Genomic DNA, 19,726 nt, shown 5'->3' with positions numbered 1-19,726 from the left:
GCATGTCAAAGACATATCATTTTATTGGAATTAAGGGATCAGGGATGAGTGCCTTGGCCTTGATGTTGCACCAAATGGGGCATAAGGTTCAAGGGTCAGACGTTGAAAAGTATTACTTTACACAACGTGGTTTGGAGCAAGCAGGAATTACCATTCTTCCGTTTGATGAAAAGAATCTGCAAGGCGATCTAGAAATTATCGCCGGGAATGCCTTTCGTCCAGATAATAATGTTGAAGTTGCCTACGCTGATCAAAATGGCCTCAGCTACAAACGTTACCATGAATTTCTAGGGAGCTTTATGCGTGACTTTGTCAGCATGGGAGTTGCTGGAGCACATGGGAAAACCTCAACAACTGGTATGTTGTCTCATGTTTTGTCTCACATTACAGATACCAGCTTCTTGATTGGTGACGGGACAGGTCGTGGTTCAGAAAATGCTAAATATTTTGTCTTCGAATCAGACGAATACGAGCGCCATTTTATGCCTTATCATCCAGAATACTCTATCATCACCAACATTGACTTTGACCACCCAGACTACTTCACTAGTCTAGAAGATGTTTTCAATGCCTTTAATGACTATGCTAAACAAATCACGAAAGGTTTGTTCATCTACGGTGAGGATGCTGAGTTGCGTAAGATTACAGCCAATGCTCCAATCTATTACTATGGTTTTGAAGCTGAGGGCAATGACTTTGTAGCTAGCGATCTCCTTCGTTCAACAACTGGTTCGACCTTTACTGTTCATTTCCGTGGACAAGAATTGGGTCAATTCCACATTCCAACCTTTGGCCGTCACAATATCATGAACGCGACAGCTGTAATTGGTTTGCTTTACACAGCAGGATTTGATTTGAACTTGGTTCGTGAACACTTGAAAACTTTTGCTGGTGTTAAGCGTCGTTTCACTGAGAAAATCGTTAATGACACGGTAATCATCGATGACTTTGCCCACCATCCAACAGAAATCATTGCGACCTTGGATGCAGCTCGTCAGAAATACCCAAGCAAGGAAATCGTGGCAATCTTCCAACCGCATACCTTTACTAGAACCATTGCCTTGTTGGATGATTTTGCACAAGCCTTGAATCAGGCAGATGCCGTTTACCTAGCTCAAATCTATGGATCTGCTCGTGAAGTGGACCATGGCGATGTTAAGGTAGAAGACCTAGCAAGCAAGATTACGAAGAAAAATCAAGTCATCACCGTTGAAAATGTATCGCCACTCCTTGACCATGACAATGCTGTTTACGTCTTTATGGGAGCAGGAGACATCCAAACCTATGAGTACTCATTTGAACGTCTCTTGTCAAACTTGACAAGCAACGTCCAATAGGAAAACCAAATGGAAATTCCAATTACTATAAGGCAAGCCACCTTATCAGATCTAGATGAAATGTTGGCGATTGAAGAAGCCAATTTTTCATCAGAAGAGGCAGTGAGTCGACAATCCTTAGAAAAGTGTATCCGCAAGTCTGCGGGTACCTTTCTTGTAGCTAGGGATGAAAATCAGCTGGTGGGCTATGTTCTTGGGGCTGAAGTGTCAGAAACACACACTCAAGCACTCCTAAAACTTGAAATCAAGCGTTTAGCCATTCATCCAGACCATTGGAGACAGGGGCTGGGAACTCTTCTTCTTGCAGCCTTGAAACAGGTGACAGTCGAACTAGATTATCAAGGTATTCTTTTGCAGAGTCCTGATGAACTACTATCTTATTTTGAAATGAATGGCTTTGTTGAAGAAGAAGTGACAGGGAGTCAATATGACAGTGGTTCTGAATGGTATCTGACTTGGGTCAATCCCTTTTATCAGGAGGAAATATGAAAATCAGACAAGCAAGATTTTCGGATTTGGACCGAATTTTAGAGATAGAGCTAGAGAATTTCTCCCTTGAAGAAGCCATTCCTCGTTCTGTCTTTGAGGCTCATTTGCGGGAAATTAAGGCCAGTTTTCTCGTAGCTGAAAAAGAAGGACGTATCCTTGGCTACATTGAGGGTCCAGTCGTTCCACACCGTCACCTTCAAGATTTGTCCTTTACAGAAGAAATAGCGGACCACGGTCACAAATCTGGAGGTTATATCTCTGTAACCTGTCTATCCATTGCTAAAGAAGCACAAGCTTTGGGTGTCGGTAAGAGATTGCTGACGGCCCTAAAAGAAGTGGCTTTAGAGCATGAAAGGGAAGGTATCAACCTGACCTGCCATGACTACTTGATTCCCTATTATGAAAAACACGGCTTTGTTAATGAAGGAGTATCCCAGTCAACCTTTGCAGGTGAGATCTGGTACGATATGGTTTGGCAGCCAGAAAATAAAGAAAACTAGCTAGGGAATGCCCTAGTTAGTTGCTTTTCTGCGACTTTTAAGATATAATATTATGGATTGTCAACAAGGAGGTAATGCTTTTGACTGAAAAATCAAGAGAAGAAGAAAAATTAAGCTTTAAAGAGCAGATTCTACGTGATTTAGAAAGAGTAAAAGAACAAGATAAAAGAGAGAAAGAAGTAGAGATTCCAAATCTGACGGCTTCATCATCTCAAGCTAGTTCAGCAACTCCTTCAGATCTTGAACCAGAAACGTCAACAGAAGAGTTGATGGCTGATTCCCTATCTGTTGTCGATAAAATCCTAAAGAATGCACCAAGTGTTCCTCCACTTTCAAGTGCTAGAACTGATGAAACGTATGGACAAGAAGAGAAAGAGATTAGACAGCCAATCATTGACAAGATTGAAGTTGTAGAATCTGAAGAACCTCTAGTAGAGCCGATTCATCTGGCTGAAGAACCTGTAGTGGAACCTGTTCAACCTAAGGTAGAACCAGTTGAGCTTAAACCCGAAGAAAAAGAATTTAACGATACTCCTACTAAGGTAGCCGTAACTTATAAAACAGAAGACAAGAAAGAGGAAATCACCCCAGGAATGCCTGAAAGAGTTGAGCCTGTTTCTACAGAATCTAGCAGTGGATTAGCTGATGCTCCACGTCGTAGTCGTCGTCAAGGTGCAACATCAACTAAGAAAAAGAAAAAATCAAAAGCTAAAGGTTGCCTAGTAACAGTTCTAGTTCTCCTAGTACTCGTTACAGTTGGTGGTTACTTTGGTTATGGTTACGTTCAAGATTCCTTGAAACCTGTGGATGCGAGCTCTAAGGACTATGTAACGGTTCAAATCCCAGATGGTGCAAATGTTCAAGAAATTGGAAGCACCTTGGAAAAATCTGGTTTGGTTAAACATGGACTTATCTTTAGTCTTTATGCTAAATACTATAGCCATGCTAACTTGAAGTCAGGTTATTACAACTTGAAGAAGAGTATGAGTACGGATGAGTTGATTCAAGAATTGCAAAAAGGTGGGACTCCTGAGGCTCAGGCGCCTGTTCTTGCAAGTTTGACAATTCCAGAAGGTTATACACTAGAGCAAATCGCTCAAACAGTAGGACAACTTCAAGGTGAATTTAAAGAACCTCTTACTGCGGATGCTTTCTTGGCAAAAGCTCAAGATGAGACCTTTATTTCCCAATTAGTAGCTAAGTATCCAAACCTACTTGGAAGCCTCCCAACAAAAGACAGTGGCGTTCGCTATCGTCTTGAAGGCTACCTTTTCCCAGCAACCTACACTATCAAAGAAAGCACAACTGTTGAAAGCTTGATTGATGAGATGGTTGCTGCTATGGACAAGGCTATGTCACCATACTACGCAACGATTAAAGAAAAGAATCTGACAGTCAATGAATTGCTCAGCATTGCTTCTCTTGTCGAAAAAGAAGGGGCTAAAACGGAAGATCGCAAGACCATTGCAGGTGTCTTCTATAACCGTTTGAATGTCGGTATGCCACTTCAAAGCAACATTGCTATCCTGTATGCTCAAGGCAAACTTGGTCAAAAGATTAGTTTAGCTGATGACGCTACAATTGATACAAATATCGACTCACCATACAATGTCTATACGCATCTTGGCCTCATGCCTGGACCAGTTGATAGTCCAAGTCTGGATGCTATTGAAGCAAGTGTAAATCAGACAAAGAGTGACTACTTGTACTTTGTAGCCAATGTAGAAGATGGTAAAGTATACTTTGCAACAACCAAAGAAGAACATGATCAAAATGTTGCAGAGCATATCAATAGCAAATTACCCCAATCAAGTAGTTCAAACTAAAATTATGTGGTTTTCCACATAATTTTGTTTTAAAAACCTAATAGAAAAAGAAAGTTGAGAAAAATGGCAGAAAAAACTTACCCAATGACCCTTGAAGAAAAGGAAAAACTTGAAAAAGAATTAGAAGAATTGAAACTGGTTCGTCGTCCCGAAGTTGTAGAGCGTATCAAAATCGCTCGTTCATACGGAGACCTTTCAGAAAACAGTGAATATGAAGCAGCAAAAGATGAACAAGCCTTTGTTGAAGGACAAATCTCTAGTTTGGAAACAAAGATTCGCTATGCTGAAATCGTCAACAGCGATGCAGTTGCACTGGATGAAGTTGCGATTGGTAAGACTGTAACTATCCAAGAAGTCGGTGAAGACGATGAAGAAGTTTACATCATCGTTGGTTCTGCGGGTGCAGATGCTTTTGCTGGTAAAGTATCAAATGAGAGTCCGATTGGACAAGCCTTGATTGGTAAAAAGACTGGAGATACAGCAACCATCGAGACACCAGTGGGCAGCTATCAAGTAAAAATTTTGAAGGTTGAAAAAACAGCTTAATGAGAATAAAAAGGAGTAGGGGAGGCTTTTCGCCTCGTTCAACTCCTTTTTGGTTTTTTAGATGAAATGGGGGACTATATGAGTGAATACAAGAAGAAAAATAAAATGGAGCGTGGATTAACCAATCGCCATGTTCAGGTGATGGCTATTGCGGGAACAATCGGAACAGGACTTTTCCTAGGTGCTGGTCGCTCTATCAGCCTTACAGGACCTTCGATCATCCTGATTTATATGATTACAGGAGCCTTTATGTTTTTAATGATGAGAGCTGTTGGGGAGATGCTGTATCAGGATCCAGAACAGCATACCTTTATCAACTTTATCACCCGTCATTTGGGGAAAGGCTGGGGATATTTTTCAGTTTGGTCTTATTGGTTGTCTGTTGTCTTTATCGGTATGGCAGAAATCACTGCCATCTCAGACTATGTCCGCTTCTGGTTCCCTACCTGGCCTAGCTGGATGATTCAGCTTGTCTTTTTAACGATTTTGGCTTTGGTCAACTTGATTGCGGTTAAGCTCTTTGGAGAAGTCGAGTTTTGGTTTGCTATGGTCAAGATTGTGGCGATTTTAGCCATGATTGCCACTGGGGTCTTTATGGTTTTGACGGGCTTTAAGACACCTCATGGTGTTGCAAGTTTGGCAAATATCAGCGACCAGTTCTCTCTTTTTCCAAACGGAGTTATGAACTTTGTCATGGCCTTTCAAATGGTATTTTTTGCCTATCTGATGATTGAATTTATCGGAGTGACAACTTCTGAAACAAAGAACCCTCGTCAGGTCTTGCCCAAAGCTGTTAAGGAAATTCCTCTCAGAATTATCTTCTTCTATGGGGGAGCTCTCATTGCGATTATGGCCATTATTCCTTGGTCTTATCTTAATTCTTCAGATTCTCCATTTGTAACGGTTTTTGAACTGGCGGGAATCAAGTGGGCAGCAGCTCTAATCAACTTTGTTGTCTTGACCTCAGCGGCGTCTGCTCTTAACTCAACTCTCTACTCAACAGGGAGACACTTATATCAGATTGCCCATGATTCGCCCAATCGTTTCTTAAAGGCCATCAAGGTCGATACCCTTTCTCGCCACAATGTTCCACAAAATGCCATCATCGCCTCAGCAATCTTGATTGCTCTCGCCGCCTTTATCAATGTGTTGCCAGGTGTTTCAGATGCTTTTGCTTTGATCACAGCATCCTCATCAGGTGTTTATATCGCTATTTATATCTTGATTATGGTGGCTCACCTCAAATACCGCAAGTCACAAGATTTCATGGCTGATGGCTACCTCATGCCTCAGTATCGCTTGCTTAATCCCCTAACCATTCTCTTTTTTGTCTTTGTTTTTGTGACCCTCTTTTTGCAAGAGTCTACTTTCATGGGGGCAGTTGGTTCTGCTATTTGGATCCTTGTTTTTGGGATTTATAGTCAGTGGAAATTTAGAAAATAAATCATGAACTCATCAACTCTGTTTGGTGAGTTTTTCTAGTTTGACAGTCTATTGAAATAAGATTATAATCAAGCTGTAGCAGTTTATTAGGAGGTTTGGATGTACCTTAGATTGGAAAATAAGGAATCGCATAAAGCGCAAGAAATAGGAAATCTGATTCGTTCTTATAATCGTTCTAAAAGAGAAGAGGCTGAAAGTAAGCCACTGAACCTTTATGTTGAGGACGAAAAGGGCAATCTCATGGCGGGCTTAGTAGCTGAGACTTTCGGAAATTGGTTGGAAATCGAATATTTGTTTGTCAAAGAGGAATTAAGGGGACAAGGAATTGGTTCGCAACTACTGCAGCAAGCAGAAAATGAAGCCAAGAATCGAAACTGTCGTTTTGCTTTTGTGAACACTTACCAGTTTCAAGCACCAGATTTTTATCTAAGTCATGGCTACAAGGAAGTCTTTACCTTGCAAGACTATCCCTATACAGGGCAAAGATACTATTACCAAAAGGATTTGTGACCTAGACTTCTTTCCTTTGAAGAGGAGCTTAGCTAAGTGGCATAAAATAACGAATACTCTTTATCATGTAAGATGATAGAGAGTTTTTTTGTTAATAAAATATTACAAAATGACATATATATATTGCATTAAGTTAGATATATGGTATAATGTTTTTAAAAGAAGCGTAACTTTTTAAAAAATAGAAGGAGGATGCAAGTGGCTAAAAATTTAAAGTTAAAACTAGCTCGTGTGGAGCTTGATATGACACAGGGTGATTTGGCAGAGGCTGTGGGTGTTACGAGGCAGACTATAGGCTTGATAGAAGCAGGGAAATACAATCCTAGTCTCTCCCTCTGCCAGTCTATTTGCAGATGCTTAGGCAAAACTTTAGATCAATTATTTTGGGAGGAAGAAGATGAAAAATAGATTTTTTTATTATCAATTACTAGACGAAAGAGAAGAACAACTGATGAATAAAGCGGGGGCTGAAAGTTTCTATATCTCTATAGCTTTCTTGCTTTTATCTTATATGATTACAGTATTAGCACCAAGTCTTTTTAATCCGAGAATGATTCTCATCATTATCATTATTGGAACTTCTTACTTTTTCGGCCGTGCTCGAGATTTGGGTGTGAACTACTATAGTCGTTTTCATTTTACAATTATAGGGTGTTTGCTGGTAACTCTCGCTATTACGACTCTTTTGATGTTGCAGAATTATCAATTCAATATCGAAATTTATCAGCACAATCCTCTGAACGTTAAATATTTGTCTGCTTGGGTTATTACTTATCTGATTTACCTTCCTTGGGTTTTTATCGGCAATCTTGGGCTTAAAAGTTATGGCGAATGGGCTCAAAAAAAGTTTGAGCAAGATATGGATGAATTGGAGAATGGAGAATAGCTTGTTAGCTTTTTATCAATCTCAGTAAAATGTGTTATAATAGTACTAATTTATCGGATGGTGTGAAAGTGGTAGAATACGTTCATACCTTTGTAAAGTAGGAAGAAGGAAAACAGATGTATCCAGATGATAGTTTGACATTGCACACGGACTTGTACCAGATTAACATGATGCAAGTTTACTTTGACCAAGGAATTCACAATAAGAAGGCGGTTTTTGAGGTTTACTTCCGCCAGCAACCGTTTAATAACGGCTATGCGGTTTTTGCTGGTTTGGAAAGAATTGTACATTATCTTGAAGACTTACGCTTTTCAGATAGCGATATTGCCTACTTGGAGACGCTTGGCTATCATGGGGCGTTCTTAGATTACCTCCGCAATCTCAAGTTGGAGTTGACAGTCCGTTCTGCTCAGGAAGGGGACTTGGTCTTTGCCAATGAACCGATTGTACAGGTGGAAGGGCCTCTAGCCCAATGTCAATTGGTCGAAACGGCTCTCTTAAACATCGTTAACTTTCAAACCTTGATAGCGACTAAGGCAGCACGTATTCGTTCGGTCATTGAGGATGAACCCTTAATGGAGTTCGGGACACGTCGTGCGCAAGAAATGGATGCAGCTATCTGGGGAACACGCGCAGCCGTGATTGGTGGAGCCAACGGAACTAGCAACGTGCGAGCAGGGAAGCTCTTTGGCATTCCTGTCTTGGGGACTCATGCCCATGCCTTGGTACAGGTTTATGGAAACGACTATGAAGCCTTCAAGGCTTATGCGGCGACCCATCGTGATTGTGTCTTTCTTGTGGATACTTATGATACGTTGCGAATCGGTGTGCCAGCTGCCATTCAGGTGGCGCGTGAGTTGGGTGATCAGATTAACTTTATGGGTGTACGGATTGACTCTGGGGATATTGCCTACATTTCCAAGAAAGTCCGTCAGCAATTGGACGAGGCTGGATTTACAGAGGCTAAGATTTATGCTTCTAATGACCTAGATGAAAATACCATCCTCAACCTCAAGATGCAAAAGGCCAAGATTGATGTCTGGGGCGTGGGAACCAAGCTGATTACAGCTTATGATCAGCCAGCTCTTGGGGCAGTTTATAAGATTGTGGCTATCGAAGATGAAAATGGTCAGATGCGCAATACCATCAAACTGTCTAATAATGCAGAAAAAGTGTCAACGCCAGGTAAGAAGCAGGTATGGCGCATTACCAGTCGTGAAAAAGGCAAGTCAGAAGGCGACTACATCACTTATGATGGTGTGGATGTGAGTGACATGACAGAAATCAAGATGTTCCATCCAACTTATACCTACATCAAAAAGACCGTTCGAAATTTTGATGCCGTTCCTCTCTTGGTGGATATTTTCAAAGCAGGAACATTAGTTTACAACTTGCCTAGTTTGACTGAGATTCAGTCCTATGCTCGCAAGGAATTTGACAAGCTATGGGATGAGTACAAGCGTGTGCTCAATCCGCAGCACTATCCAGTGGACTTGGCGCGTGATATTTGGCAAGATAAGATGGACTTGATTGATAAGATGCGCAAAGAAGCTCTTGGTGAAGGAGAAGAAGAATGAGTTTGCAAGAGACTATTATCCAGCAACTGGGTGTCAAGCCAGTGATTGACGCCCAGGAAGAAATTCGTCGTTCCATTGACTTCTTAAAAAAATACCTAAAAAAACACCCCTTCCTTAAAACCTTTGTACTAGGGATTTCTGGAGGACAAGACTCAACCTTAGCAGGGCGCTTGGCGCAATTAGCTATGGAAGAAATGCGAGCAGAAACTGGAGATAACAGCTACAAATTTATCGCTGTCCGCCTGCCATATGGCGTGCAAGCTGATGAAGCAGATGCACAAAAAGCTCTCGCTTTCATCCAGCCAGATGTCAGCTTGGTTGTAAATATCAAGGAATCAGCTGATGCCATGACAGCTGCAGTTGAAGTGGCAGGAAGTCCTGTTTCAGACTTTAACAAGGGAAATATCAAGGCTCGTAGTCGTATGATTGCCCAATATGCCCTTGCGGGTGCCCATAGCGGAGCGGTCATTGGAACAGACCACGCTGCGGAAAATATCACAGGATTCTTTACTAAGTTTGGTGACGGTGGTGCAGACATTCTTCCTCTTTACCGCCTCAATAAACGCCAAGGAAAGCAACTTTTGAAGGAACTTGGTGCGGACCCAGCACTTTATGAAAAAATCCCAACAGCAGATTTGGAAGAAGACAAACCAGGTATTGCAGATGAAGTAGCCTTGGGAGTCACTTACAATGAAATTGATGACTACCTCGAAGGCAAAATAATCAGCCCAGAAGCCCAAGCGACTATTGAAAACTGGTGGCACAAAGGCCAACACAAACGCCACCTACCAATCACCGTATTTGATGACTTTTGGGAGTAAAAAGGTCCGTGGGACCTTTTTACCCCGAGTCTAAAAATAGGAAAACGAGGTAGGTCCGGGGGACCTTTTTAGCCCGAGTCTAGAAACGAGAAAGCGAGGCAGATTCGGTAACTCGTAGAGTTCTATTTTCCTTGCCTCACCCCCGCAACGATGACTAGGTCTGAAAAATCTTGGTAAAGCGCATTTCAAACCAGACAGCTACTGCGTCAAGTAACTAGATGAAAAACTTGTTTTCTAGCTGTTACTGAGTACAGTCTTTTTACCCTGAATCTAGAAATGAGAAAGCGAGGAAGGCCCGGGGGACTTTTTTAGCTTGAGCCTTAAGCTTAGAAAGCGAGGTAACATTATGGAAGCAATCGGTACGCAAATGTTACAGACAGATCGTTTGATTTTGAGAAGATTTGTGGAGAGTGATGCGGAAGCCATGTTTCAAAATTGGGCTTCGTCTGCTGAGAATCTGACCTATGTCACCTGGGATCCTCATCCTGATGTCGAGGTGACTCGAAACTCGATTCGAAATTGGGTTGCATCCTATCCCAATCCCAACTATTACAAATGGGCCATTTGTCTCAAAGAAAATCCTGAGCAAGTGATAGGAGATATCAGCATCGTTGAGATGAATGAGAAAGATTCAAGTTGTGAAATTGGATATATTTTAGGAAAAAACTATTGGGGTCGTGGTATGATGACGGAAGCCTTGAGAGCTGTGTTAGACTTTTGTTTTACTCAAGCAGGCTTTCAAAAGGTCAGAGCTCGTTACGCCAGTCTTAACCCAGCTTCAGGCCGTGTGATGGAGAAGGCTGGAATGTCCTATCTAAAAACTATTGCCAATGGTGTGGAGAGAAAAGACTACGTTTCGGACCTTATTTATTACCAGATAAGTAGGGAAGACAGGTGATTTTCTTTTCTGTTTCTATCAAAGTCAGACCTTGTCTGGCTTTTTTTGTACCATATTTCTGAATAAACTGATTAAATTCCTATTTTTTCCTATCATTGTCCCTGTTTTTTCTTAGAGTTGGGAATTATAATAGACTTAACAAATCAAAGAATGGAGGAAGGCAATGGACAATGTATTCTTTTTTATCAGTGTTTTTCTTGCTGGAATTCTTTCCTTCTTTTCTCCTTGTATCTTACCCTTGTTACCGGTCTATGCAGGGATCTTGTTGGATGACAAAGATGGTGCTCAGGCTTCTAGCGGAAAAATTTCAATCTCACTTGTTAGTTTAGTGCGAACTCTGGCCTTTATAGCGGGGATTTCTTTTATCTTTATCTTACTGGGCTATGGAGCTGGTTTTTTAGGCAATTTGCTGTATGCTTCTTGGTTTCAGTATGTGACAGGTGCAGTTATCATTCTCTTGGGCTTACACCAGATGGAAGTCTTACATTTGAAGGGGCTCTACAAGGAAAAAAGGCTACAATTAAAGAGACAGGGTCAAAACGCTAACGGCTATAGTCAGGCATTTTTACTGGGGTTGACCTTTAGTTTTGCTTGGACGCCATGTGTGGGGCCAGTTCTGGGGTCTGTTTTGGCCTTAGCGGCTTCAGGTGGCTCAGGTGCTTGACAGGGAGCTGGTCTCATGTTGGTTTACACGCTAGGTTTGGCGCTACCATTTTTGGTTCTAGCTCTCGCCTCCAGCTATGTTTTGAAACATTTTCGAAAACTCCATCCTTACCTCGGAACCCTCAAAAAAGTGGGTGGTTTCCTCATTATCCTGATGGGAATCTTGGTGCTTTTGGGAAATGCTTCTATTTTGACAAGATTATTTGAATAGAGAGGAAGAAGAAATGAAGAAATGGCAAACATGTCTACTTGGAGTAGGCTCAATCTGTTGCTTGGCAGCTTGTTCGGCTAAAAACATGTCAGACGAATCAACTATGAAGGAGCAAACCAAAACAGAACAAGTCGGTGCGCAAACTGCGACTAAAGGTCAGGCAGTCGCTGATTTTGAACTGATGGGAGTAGATGGTAAGACCTATCGTTTATCTGACTACAAAGGCAAGAAAGTCTATCTTAAATTCTGGGCTTCTTGGTGTTCCATCTGTCTAGCCAGCCTTCCAGATACGGACGAAATTGCTAAGGATGCTGGTGATGACTACGTGGTCTTGACAGTGGTATCTCCTGGCCACAAGGGGGAGCAAGCAGAAGCGGACTTTAAGAACTGGTACAAGGGCTTGGATTATAAAAATTTTCCAGTTCTAATTGATCCGTCAGGCAAACTTTTGGAAAGTTATGGTATTCGTTCTTACCCGACTCAAGCCTTTATAGACAAGGAAGGCAAGCTGGTCAAAACGCAACCAGGTTTTATGGATAAGGATATGATTTTAAAAGAATTGAAAGAAATGGGGTAGAGAAAGATCATGAATGATAAAGTAAAATTGTTTGTCTTGGCAGGGGTCATTCTCCTAGCCATAAGCGGTTTCTATTTTCTATTGATGCGAAATGCAGGCCAGACAGATAGCTCGCAAATTGAGAAAGCGTCAGTTAGCCAAGGAGGAAAAACAGTGAAAAAAACAGAGATTAGCAAAGACGCAGACTTGCATGAAATTTATCTAGCTGGGGGATGTTTCTGGGGAGTGGAGGAATACTTCTCACGCGTGCCTGGAGTGACAGATGCCGTTTCAGGCTATGCAAATGGTAGAGGGGAAACAACCAAGTACGAATTGATTAACCAAACAGGACATGCAGAGACTGTCCATGTCACCTATGACGCCAACCAAATTTCCCTCAAAGAAATCCTGCTTCATTACTTCCGCATTATCAATCCAACCAGCAAAAATAAACAAGGAAATGATGTAGGGACCCAGTATCGTACCGGCGTTTATTACACAGATGACAAGGATTTGGAAGTAATCAACCAAGTCTTTGATGAAGTTGCTAAAAAATATGACCAACCTCTGGCAGTTGAAAAGGAAAACTTGAAGAATTTTGTAGTGGCTGAGGATTACCACCAAGACTACCTCAAGAAAAATCCAAATGGCTACTGTCATATCAATGTCAATCAGGCTGCCTACCCCGTCATCGATGCCAGTAAATATCCTAAACCAAGTGATGAGGAATTGAAAAAGAACTTGTCACCTGAGGAGTATGCAGTTACCCAGAAAAATCAAACAGAACGAGCTTTTTCAAACCGCTACTGGGATAAATTTGAATCCGGTATCTATGTAGATGTCGCTACTGGCGAACCCCTCTTTTCATCAAAGGACAAGTTTGAGTCTGGTTGCGGATGGCCTAGTTTCACCCAACCAATCAGTCCAGATGTTGCCACCTACAAGGAAGATAAGTCTTACAATATGACGCGTATGGAAGTGCGGAGCAGAGTTGGAGATTCTCACCTTGGCCATGTCTTTACAGATGGGCCTCAGGACAAGGGGGGCTTACGCTACTGTATCAATAGTCTCTCTATCCGCTTTATTCCCAAAGATCAAATGGCAGAAAAAGGTTATGCTTATTTACTAGATTATGTTGATTAAGAAGTCTTTTCTAAGCAGTTAGAGGAGAATTTTGCTATACTGATACTAGTAAGTGACAAAGGAGCAGAGCATGACCTACACAATCTTAATCGTAGAAGATGAGTATCTGGTAAGACAAGGCTTGACCAAGCTGGTCAATGTAGCAGCCTACGATATGGAAATCATCGGTCAGGCTGAAAATGGAAGGCAGGCTTGGGACTTGATTCAAAAGCAGGTGCCAGATATCATTTTAACCGATATCAACATGCCTCAGCTAAATGGCATCCAGTTGGCCAGTCTGGTCCGAGAAACCTATCCTCAGGTGCATTTGGTTTTTTTGACTGGCTACGATGATTTTGATTATGCCTTGTCTGCCGTCAAACTCGGTGTAGATGACTACCTGCTCAAGCCCTTTTCTCGTCAGGATATTGAGGAAATGTTGGGGAAAATCAAGCAAAAACTAGACAAGGAAGAAAAAGAAGAGCAGTTACAAGATTTATTAACCGATAAGTTTGAGGGAAACCTGGCTCAGAAGATCCAGTCTCATCTGGCTGACAGTCAGTTTAGTTTGAAGTCTTTGGCCAGTGACTTGGGCTTTAGTCCGACTTATCTGAGCTCCTTGATTAAGAAAGAGTTGGGTTTGCCTTTTCAGGATTACCTGGTGAGAGAGCGTGTCAAACAAGCCAAGCTCTTGCTTTTGACCACGGATTTAAAGATTTACCAGATAGCCGAAAAGGTTGGTTTTGAAGATATGAACTATTTTACCCAACGTTTTAAACAGATTGCAGGTGTGACACCTCGTCAGTTTAAGAAGGGGGAAGGTCAATGAAACGTTCTTCTCTCCTAGTCAGAATGGTTATTTCTATCTTTCTGGTCTTTCTCATTCTCCTAGCTCTGGTTGGGACTTTCTACTATCAATCTAGTTCATCAGCCATTGAGTCCACTATTGAGGGTAATAGCCAAACGACAATTAGCCAGACTAGCCACTTTATTCAGTCTTATATCAAAAAATTAGAAACCACCTCTACCAGTTTGACCCAGCAGAAGGATGTCTTAGCCTATGCTGAGAATTCTAACCAAGACCAGGTCAAGGGAATCAGAGATCTGTTTTTGACTATCTTAAAGGCAGACCAGGACTTGAAAACGGTGGTACTGGTCACCAAATCAGGTCAGGTTATTTCTACAGATGACAGTGTGCAGATGAAAACTTCCTCTGATATGATGGCTGAGGATTGGTACCAAAAGGCTATTCATCAGGGAGCTAAGCCAGTTTTGACACCAGCTCGTAAATCGGATAGTCAGTGGGTTATTTCTGTCACTCAGGAACTTGTTGATGCAAAGGGAGCCAATCTTGGCGTGCTTCGCTTGGATATTTCCTATGAAACTCTGGAAGCCTATCTCAACCAACTCCAGTTGGGCCATCAGGGCTTTGCCTTTATCATCAATGAAAACCATGAATTTGTCTACCATCCTAAACGTACTGTCTATAGCTCAGCAAGTGAAATGGAGGCTATGAAACCCTACATCGAGACGGGGCAGGGCTATACGCTGGATCATCAATCCTACGTCAGTCAAGAACAGATTGCAGGGACTGATTGGACGGTTATAGGCGTGTCTTCGTTGGAGAAGTTAGACCTGGTTCGGAGTCAACTCATGTGGACCTTTCTTGGGGCCAGTGTGACATCTCTTCTTGCCTGTATCTGCTTGGTGTGGTTCAGTCTCAAACGCTGGATTGCCCCTTTGAAGGACCTGAGAGAAACCATGCTGAAAATTGCTTCTGGTACACAAAATCTTCGTGCTAAGGAAGCTGGCGCCTATGAACTGAGAGAAGTGACTCGCCAGTTTAATGCCATGTTGGATCAGATTGATCAGCTGATGGCAGCTATTCGCAGGCAGGAAGAAGCGACCCGGCAGTATGAACTTCAAGCCTTGTCAAGCCAGATTAACCCCCATTTCCTCTATAATACTTTGGACACTATCATCTGGATGGCTGAGTTTCAGGATAGTCAGCGAGTGGTTCAGGTGACTAAGTCCTTGGCAACCTATTTCCGCTTGGCGCTCAATCAAGGAAAGGACTTGATTTCTCTTTCTGATGAAATCAATCATGTCCGCCAGTACCTCTTTATCCAGAAACAACGTTATGGGGATAAGCTGGAGTATGAAATTGCTGAAGATCCTGACTTTGATAATTTAGTCTTGCCTAAACTGGTGCTACAACCCCTAGTAGAAAATGCTCTTTATCACGGCATCAAGGAGAAAGATGGACAGGGACATATTAAAGTTTCCGTCCATAAAAAGGATTCAGGACTAATCATCCGCATTGAGGATGATGGCGTTGGTTTCCAAAATCCTGACGATAGTAGTCAAAGTCAGCTCAAACGTGGGGGAGTTGGTCTTCAAAATGTCGACCAACGACTCAAACTTCATTTTGGAGACAATTACCAGATGAAGATTAATTCTGCACCCGAAAAAGGGACGACAGTTGAAATATACATCAATAAATTAGCAACTAGCTAACTCCCAGTCAATTCTGGGAGTTTTGCTATTAAAAATCAGAATGATTAGTTGGCCTTGATAAAATCAGTAAAAAAAGATATGATAGATAGTAACAAAAGAGGTATCAAGTATGACGGAAAAAGACATTCAAAGAGCAACAAGCCAGATTGTTGAAGATGTATTAGAAAAGGCTGATTTGAAGCAAGGAGCTATCTTTGTTTTGGGCCTTTCTTCTAGTGAGGTGATAGGTGGCCAGATTGGCAAGGAATCCAGCCAAGAAATTGGGGAAATCATTGTGAAGACGATCCTAGATATCCTGGGAGGGAAAGGAATTCATCTAGCCGTTCAAGGTTGTGAACATGTCAATCGAGCCCTCGTCGTTGAACGTCAGGTGGCAGAGCAGTTTGGTCTTGAAATCGTCAGTGTCCTTCCTACACTTCATGCAGGAGGTTCGGGTCAATTGGCAGCCTTCAAGTTTATGCAGGATCCAGTTGAGGTTGAATTTATCAAGGCTCATGCAGGGATTGATATCGGAGATACTGCAATTGGCATGCATGTCAAGCATGTGCAGGTACCGATTCGTCCTGTACTACGAGAGATTGGGCATGCCCATGTAACGGCTCTCGCAAGTCGTCCAAAATTAATTGGAGGTGCGCGTGCGCAGTATCCAGAAGATTCTATCAGAAAGTCATAAGTGGGCTGAAAGTTATCGTAAGTTAGAGATATTTCAAGTATGTAGAGGTATAAGGTTGGAAAATTGTGTTTATATTATTTCAGGTCCCCCAGGCGTTGGAAAGAGCACCGTCAGCAAAGAGTTGGCCTATTCTTTTGACAAAAGTGCAGTTATAGAGGGCGACATGATTTACTTAATGATTAAAGGAGGTCTCGTAGCTCCTTGGGAAGATGATGGATTTTACATGGATTTATTCTGGGATAATATCATCAGTCTGACCAATAATTTCTTGGATCGTGGCATTACTGTCGTGATAGAGTATGTCATATTTGAAGATCAACTGAAGAAAATTGCAGCCTTCTTAAAAGAAAAACGAATTAAGCTAAAATATTGTGTCCTAATGGCTCAAGAAGAAACCTTGAAAGATAGGGATTCTTCTCGAAAAGAAATTGAGAGAACGGGCGATTTATCAATCCAAGCAAGAAATGAGTTTCTAGCTAAAAATAGTGAGAAACATCATTTTCTATTCACGGATGATTTAGATGTCAAGGAAACGGTAAACATCATTAAAACTTCAAATCAATTTTTAATTTCTGAACAGTAAAAAACAGAGAGAGTGAGGGTATAGCAACCAAGACTCTCTCTGTTTTTGTTGAATTTTTGTGAAAAGTGCTCCAAATAAGACCATTTTTTACAAGAAGAAGGGGTGCTATCTGATGGAGAATTGCCAAAAGTAGAAAAAAGCAACTTAGAGAAGATTTTTAGTTATGGAAATCAATAAACAAAGCTGGATTTAGCTGTTCTAGGTCGGCTTTTTTGTGCTATACTTAAGGTATGCATAGAAAAACAGTGATTGATTTTAGAGCTTTGGGGGAGAGATTTACCTTTACCCAGCCTATAAAAGAGTTAAAAACGAGAGATTTAGCAGAAGTCGCGGACCTGCTGGCACAGGTGGAGAGCTACCAAGAGCAAGGATATTATGTGGTGGGCTATGTTAGCTATGAGGCTGCACCTGCTTTTGAGGAAAAACTAGCAGTTCATAAAGCTCCTTTACTGGGCGAGTACTTGCTTTACTTTACAGTTCATGATAGGGTGGAAACATCCCCTATTCCACTGACTTATGAGGAAGTAGATTTGCCTTCAAAGTGGCAGGAAGTAACATCTGCAGAGGACTATGAAAAATCTATTTCCCAGATTCACCATCATTTGCGTCAGGGGGACACCTATCAGGTAAATTACACTGTCCAACTCAAGCAAGACTTGAGTGCTAATCCTTTTGCCATCTACAATCGCATGGTGGTAGAGCAGGAGGCGGGCTACAATGCCTATGTTGAACATGATGAGATGGCAGTGATTTCCATGAGCCCAGAGCTCTTTTTTGAGCAAAATGACCGAGAATTAACGACTCGTCCAATGAAGGGAACAACTAAACGTGGTCTGACTGACGATGATGATTTGAAAGAGGCAGCTTGGTTGGAGCAGGATCCTAAAAATCGCTCTGAAAATATGATGATTGTGGATCTCTTGCGAAATGATATGAACCGTATTTCTGAAGTGGGCAGTGAGCATGTGGAGTGTCTGTGCCAAGTGGAGCAGTATTCGACTGTTTGGCAGATGACTTCGACCATCAAGAGTCAGTTGCGAGAGTATGTGGACTTGGTTGCCATTTTTCAGTCACTCTTTCCTTGTGGATCCATCACAGGAGCTCCCAAAATTGCGACCATGGAAATCATCAAGGACTTGGAGCCACAACCCAGAGGAGTTTACTGTGGAACGATTGGTATCTTGCTTCCAAATGGGCGACGGATTTTTAATGTCGCCATTCGGACTATCCAACTTCACAAGGGTCAAGCCATTTATGGAGTTGGCGGAGGGATTACTTGGGATAGCACCTGGGAGTCTGAGTACCGTGAAGTTCATCAAAAGGCGGCTGTTCTCTACCGTAAACAAGCTCGTTTCAAATTGATTACTACAGGAAGAATCAGTCAGAAGAGCCTGCTATTTGAAGATCAACATCTGGAAAGATTGACAAAGGCGAGTCGTTATTTTGCCTATCCTTTTGATCCAAAAAAAATGAGACAAAAGATAGAGGAAGAGTGTCAAGCTTGTGATTCCCACCAAGACTACCGTTTGCGAATTACTATCAGCAAGTCTGGAGAGATGGAACTCAGTCCCCAAATATTGGAACCTCTTAGTCCGACCTTCTGCAAAGCCAAACTTTGTCTGCAAGAAGCTGATTTGCAAACGCCATTTACCTACTTCAAAACCACTCACAGACCGCACTTGAGCTTAGGGGAACAGGAAATCATTTACCATAATGTGGTAGGAGAGCTATTAGAAACCTCTATTGGAAATCTGGTCTTAAAAATTAATGGTAAGCTCTACACACCGCCTATCAGTCTAGGGATTTTGCCAGGAATTTATCGTCAACATTTGCTGGAAAGAGGACAGGTAGAGGAAAAAGTTTTGACTTTGGCAGACTTGAACCAAGCGGAGACTATCTATGGCTGTAATGCAGTCAGAGGCTTGTATGAGTTGGAATTAATAGTATTGTGAGTTTTATCGATTAATAGTTTTTAGTATATATTAATACATATTTGTGTTATAATGTAACCGTAAACAATAAAAATTTAAGGGAGATTTTTGATGAAAAAATCAAAAAAAATTTTAGTAACTAGCTTAGCAACTGCAACACTGGGACTTCTTTCACTTACAGATACAACTGGAGCCTTTCCTTTTTCGGCTCAGCATGTTTCTGCTCAAGAAAAGGATGTATCTAAAAACGGTAAGATTCTAAAAGAGAATACAACTTCGGCGCCAAATCAAGCTGAGAAGTCAAAAACGCCAGAGCAAAATCCTGCTGAGAAACCGAAAACACCAGCACCAAATCAAGCTGAGAAATCGAAAACACCAGCGCAAAATCAAGCTGAGAAGTCGAAAACGCCAGCTCAAAATCCTGCTGAGAAACCGAAAACACCAGCACAAAAATCTCCTGAGCAGGCAAAAAATACAAGTCCTAAAGAGGATAAGTCCAAATCTACAGCTCAGTCTGGTTGGGTAGGCTCATCATACTATCAAAATGGTACTAAAGTTACTAATAAGTGGATTTTTGATAAAAAAGCTAATTCTTATTTCTATCTAAATGCTTCGGGAAACTATGTCCAAAATGCTT

19 protein-coding genes and 2 pseudogenes are annotated in these 19,726 nt (G+C 41.7%); all 21 read left to right on the top strand.

Annotation, left to right across the window (positions count from 1 at the left end):
* Nucleotides 1-2: 2 nt before the first annotated feature.
* The gene (murC, locus tag ADI74_RS03335; RefSeq protein WP_049537005.1) at nucleotides 3-1,337 is read left to right on the top strand and encodes a UDP-N-acetylmuramate--L-alanine ligase; all 1,335 of its coding nucleotides are present in this window, start codon (nucleotides 3-5) and stop codon (nucleotides 1,335-1,337) included.
* A gap of 9 nt (nucleotides 1,338-1,346) precedes the next feature.
* Entirely contained in the window at nucleotides 1,347-1,826 is a 480-nt protein-coding gene (locus ADI74_RS03330; RefSeq protein WP_049537003.1) for a GNAT family N-acetyltransferase, read from the top strand.
* Nucleotides 1,823-2,326 (top strand): GNAT family N-acetyltransferase, encoded by a 504-nt coding sequence (locus ADI74_RS03325; RefSeq protein WP_049537001.1) that lies wholly within the window; start codon nucleotides 1,823-1,825, stop codon nucleotides 2,324-2,326. Before ADI74_RS03330 ends, ADI74_RS03325 begins: the two co-directional genes overlap by 4 nt.
* 74 nt (nucleotides 2,327-2,400) lie before the next feature.
* A complete protein-coding gene (gene mltG / locus ADI74_RS03320) occupies nucleotides 2,401-4,152 on the top strand; it encodes an endolytic transglycosylase MltG (protein WP_080980345.1) in 1,752 nt (583 codons plus the stop codon).
* A gap of 63 nt (nucleotides 4,153-4,215) precedes the next feature.
* Nucleotides 4,216-4,698 (top strand): transcription elongation factor GreA, encoded by a 483-nt coding sequence (gene greA, locus ADI74_RS03315; protein WP_000818752.1) that lies wholly within the window; start codon nucleotides 4,216-4,218, stop codon nucleotides 4,696-4,698.
* Between the two features lie 78 nt (nucleotides 4,699-4,776).
* Nucleotides 4,777-6,141 (top strand): amino acid permease, encoded by a 1,365-nt coding sequence (locus ADI74_RS03310; RefSeq protein ID WP_000006111.1) that lies wholly within the window; start codon nucleotides 4,777-4,779, stop codon nucleotides 6,139-6,141.
* A gap of 99 nt (nucleotides 6,142-6,240) precedes the next feature.
* On the top strand, nucleotides 6,241-6,651 hold the full coding sequence (locus ADI74_RS03305; RefSeq protein WP_080980344.1) for a GNAT family N-acetyltransferase: 411 nt from the start codon (nucleotides 6,241-6,243) through the stop codon (nucleotides 6,649-6,651).
* A 198-nt stretch (nucleotides 6,652-6,849) separates the two neighbouring features.
* Nucleotides 6,850-7,059 (top strand): helix-turn-helix transcriptional regulator, encoded by a 210-nt coding sequence (locus ADI74_RS03300; protein ID WP_001107501.1) that lies wholly within the window; start codon nucleotides 6,850-6,852, stop codon nucleotides 7,057-7,059.
* Nucleotides 7,049-7,537 carry a DUF6773 family protein gene (locus ADI74_RS03295; RefSeq protein ID WP_049537000.1) on the top strand — a complete coding sequence of 163 codons (489 nt, stop codon included), beginning with the start codon at nucleotides 7,049-7,051 and terminating at the stop codon, nucleotides 7,535-7,537. Before ADI74_RS03300 ends, ADI74_RS03295 begins: the two co-directional genes overlap by 11 nt.
* A gap of 116 nt (nucleotides 7,538-7,653) precedes the next feature.
* The gene (locus tag ADI74_RS03290) at nucleotides 7,654-9,114 is read left to right on the top strand and encodes a nicotinate phosphoribosyltransferase (protein ID WP_049536999.1); all 1,461 of its coding nucleotides are present in this window, start codon (nucleotides 7,654-7,656) and stop codon (nucleotides 9,112-9,114) included.
* Nucleotides 9,111-9,935 (top strand): ammonia-dependent NAD(+) synthetase, encoded by an 825-nt coding sequence (nadE, locus tag ADI74_RS03285; RefSeq protein ID WP_049536998.1) that lies wholly within the window; start codon nucleotides 9,111-9,113, stop codon nucleotides 9,933-9,935. Before ADI74_RS03290 ends, nadE begins: the two co-directional genes overlap by 4 nt.
* A 346-nt stretch (nucleotides 9,936-10,281) precedes the next feature.
* Nucleotides 10,282-10,833, top strand: a complete 552-nt coding sequence (locus tag ADI74_RS03280; protein WP_049536997.1) for a GNAT family N-acetyltransferase — start codon at nucleotides 10,282-10,284, stop codon at nucleotides 10,831-10,833.
* 163 nt (nucleotides 10,834-10,996) lie between these two features.
* A pseudogene (ccdA2, locus tag ADI74_RS03275) lies at nucleotides 10,997-11,707 on the top strand (thiol-disulfide oxidoreductase-associated membrane protein CcdA2).
* Nucleotides 11,708-11,720: 13 nt separating this feature from the next.
* Nucleotides 11,721-12,284, top strand: coding sequence for a redoxin family protein (locus ADI74_RS03270; protein WP_049536996.1), 564 nt, complete (start codon nucleotides 11,721-11,723; stop codon nucleotides 12,282-12,284).
* 9 nt (nucleotides 12,285-12,293) lie between these two features.
* Entirely contained in the window at nucleotides 12,294-13,406 is a 1,113-nt protein-coding gene (gene msrB / locus ADI74_RS03265) for a peptide-methionine (R)-S-oxide reductase MsrB (protein ID WP_049536993.1), read from the top strand.
* A 70-nt stretch (nucleotides 13,407-13,476) separates the two neighbouring features.
* Nucleotides 13,477-14,214 carry a response regulator transcription factor gene (locus ADI74_RS03260; protein WP_049536992.1) on the top strand — a complete coding sequence of 246 codons (738 nt, stop codon included), beginning with the start codon at nucleotides 13,477-13,479 and terminating at the stop codon, nucleotides 14,212-14,214.
* Entirely contained in the window at nucleotides 14,211-15,902 is a 1,692-nt protein-coding gene (locus ADI74_RS03255) for a cache domain-containing sensor histidine kinase (protein WP_049536991.1), read from the top strand. The genes ADI74_RS03260 and ADI74_RS03255 overlap by 4 nt, the downstream gene beginning before the upstream one ends.
* A 109-nt stretch (nucleotides 15,903-16,011) precedes the next feature.
* Entirely contained in the window at nucleotides 16,012-16,575 is a 564-nt protein-coding gene (locus tag ADI74_RS03250) for a TIGR01440 family protein (RefSeq protein WP_049536990.1), read from the top strand.
* A gap of 55 nt (nucleotides 16,576-16,630) precedes the next feature.
* On the top strand, nucleotides 16,631-17,158 hold the full coding sequence (locus ADI74_RS03245; protein ID WP_007518403.1) for an AAA family ATPase: 528 nt from the start codon (nucleotides 16,631-16,633) through the stop codon (nucleotides 17,156-17,158).
* A gap of 230 nt (nucleotides 17,159-17,388) precedes the next feature.
* Entirely contained in the window at nucleotides 17,389-19,110 is a 1,722-nt protein-coding gene (pabB, locus tag ADI74_RS03240) for an aminodeoxychorismate synthase component I (protein WP_049536989.1), read from the top strand.
* A 90-nt stretch (nucleotides 19,111-19,200) separates the two neighbouring features.
* A pseudogene (locus ADI74_RS03235) lies at nucleotides 19,201-19,726 on the top strand (endo-beta-N-acetylglucosaminidase); the annotation flags it as partial.

The organism is Streptococcus pseudopneumoniae (genome assembly GCF_001074565.1).
Classification (GTDB): Bacteria; Bacillota; Bacilli; order Lactobacillales; family Streptococcaceae; genus Streptococcus; species Streptococcus pseudopneumoniae_J.
Note: the sequence above shows the minus strand (reverse complement) of the source record. Positions and strands in the feature narration are given on the sequence as shown.

Coding starts and splice junctions, on each gene's coding strand:
- ADI74_RS03310 (WP_000006111.1), top strand. CDS start 4,777: ATGAGTGAATACAAGAAGAAAAATAAAATGGAGCGTGGATTAACCAAT.
- ADI74_RS03305 (WP_080980344.1), top strand. CDS start 6,241: ATGTACCTTAGATTGGAAAATAAGGAATCGCATAAAGCGCAAGAAATA.
- ADI74_RS03255 (WP_049536991.1), top strand. CDS start 14,211: ATGAAACGTTCTTCTCTCCTAGTCAGAATGGTTATTTCTATCTTTCTG.
- ADI74_RS03270 (WP_049536996.1), top strand. CDS start 11,721: ATGAAGAAATGGCAAACATGTCTACTTGGAGTAGGCTCAATCTGTTGC.
- msrB (WP_049536993.1), top strand. CDS start 12,294: ATGAATGATAAAGTAAAATTGTTTGTCTTGGCAGGGGTCATTCTCCTA.
- pabB (WP_049536989.1), top strand. CDS start 17,389: ATGCATAGAAAAACAGTGATTGATTTTAGAGCTTTGGGGGAGAGATTT.
- greA (WP_000818752.1), top strand. CDS start 4,216: ATGGCAGAAAAAACTTACCCAATGACCCTTGAAGAAAAGGAAAAACTT.
- nadE (WP_049536998.1), top strand. CDS start 9,111: ATGAGTTTGCAAGAGACTATTATCCAGCAACTGGGTGTCAAGCCAGTG.
- ADI74_RS03290 (WP_049536999.1), top strand. CDS start 7,654: ATGTATCCAGATGATAGTTTGACATTGCACACGGACTTGTACCAGATT.
- ADI74_RS03295 (WP_049537000.1), top strand. CDS start 7,049: ATGAAAAATAGATTTTTTTATTATCAATTACTAGACGAAAGAGAAGAA.
- murC (WP_049537005.1), top strand. CDS start 3: ATGTCAAAGACATATCATTTTATTGGAATTAAGGGATCAGGGATGAGT.
- mltG (WP_080980345.1), top strand. CDS start 2,401: ATGCTTTTGACTGAAAAATCAAGAGAAGAAGAAAAATTAAGCTTTAAA.
- ADI74_RS03280 (WP_049536997.1), top strand. CDS start 10,282: ATGGAAGCAATCGGTACGCAAATGTTACAGACAGATCGTTTGATTTTG.
- ADI74_RS03325 (WP_049537001.1), top strand. CDS start 1,823: ATGAAAATCAGACAAGCAAGATTTTCGGATTTGGACCGAATTTTAGAG.
- ADI74_RS03250 (WP_049536990.1), top strand. CDS start 16,012: ATGACGGAAAAAGACATTCAAAGAGCAACAAGCCAGATTGTTGAAGAT.
- ADI74_RS03330 (WP_049537003.1), top strand. CDS start 1,347: ATGGAAATTCCAATTACTATAAGGCAAGCCACCTTATCAGATCTAGAT.
- ADI74_RS03260 (WP_049536992.1), top strand. CDS start 13,477: ATGACCTACACAATCTTAATCGTAGAAGATGAGTATCTGGTAAGACAA.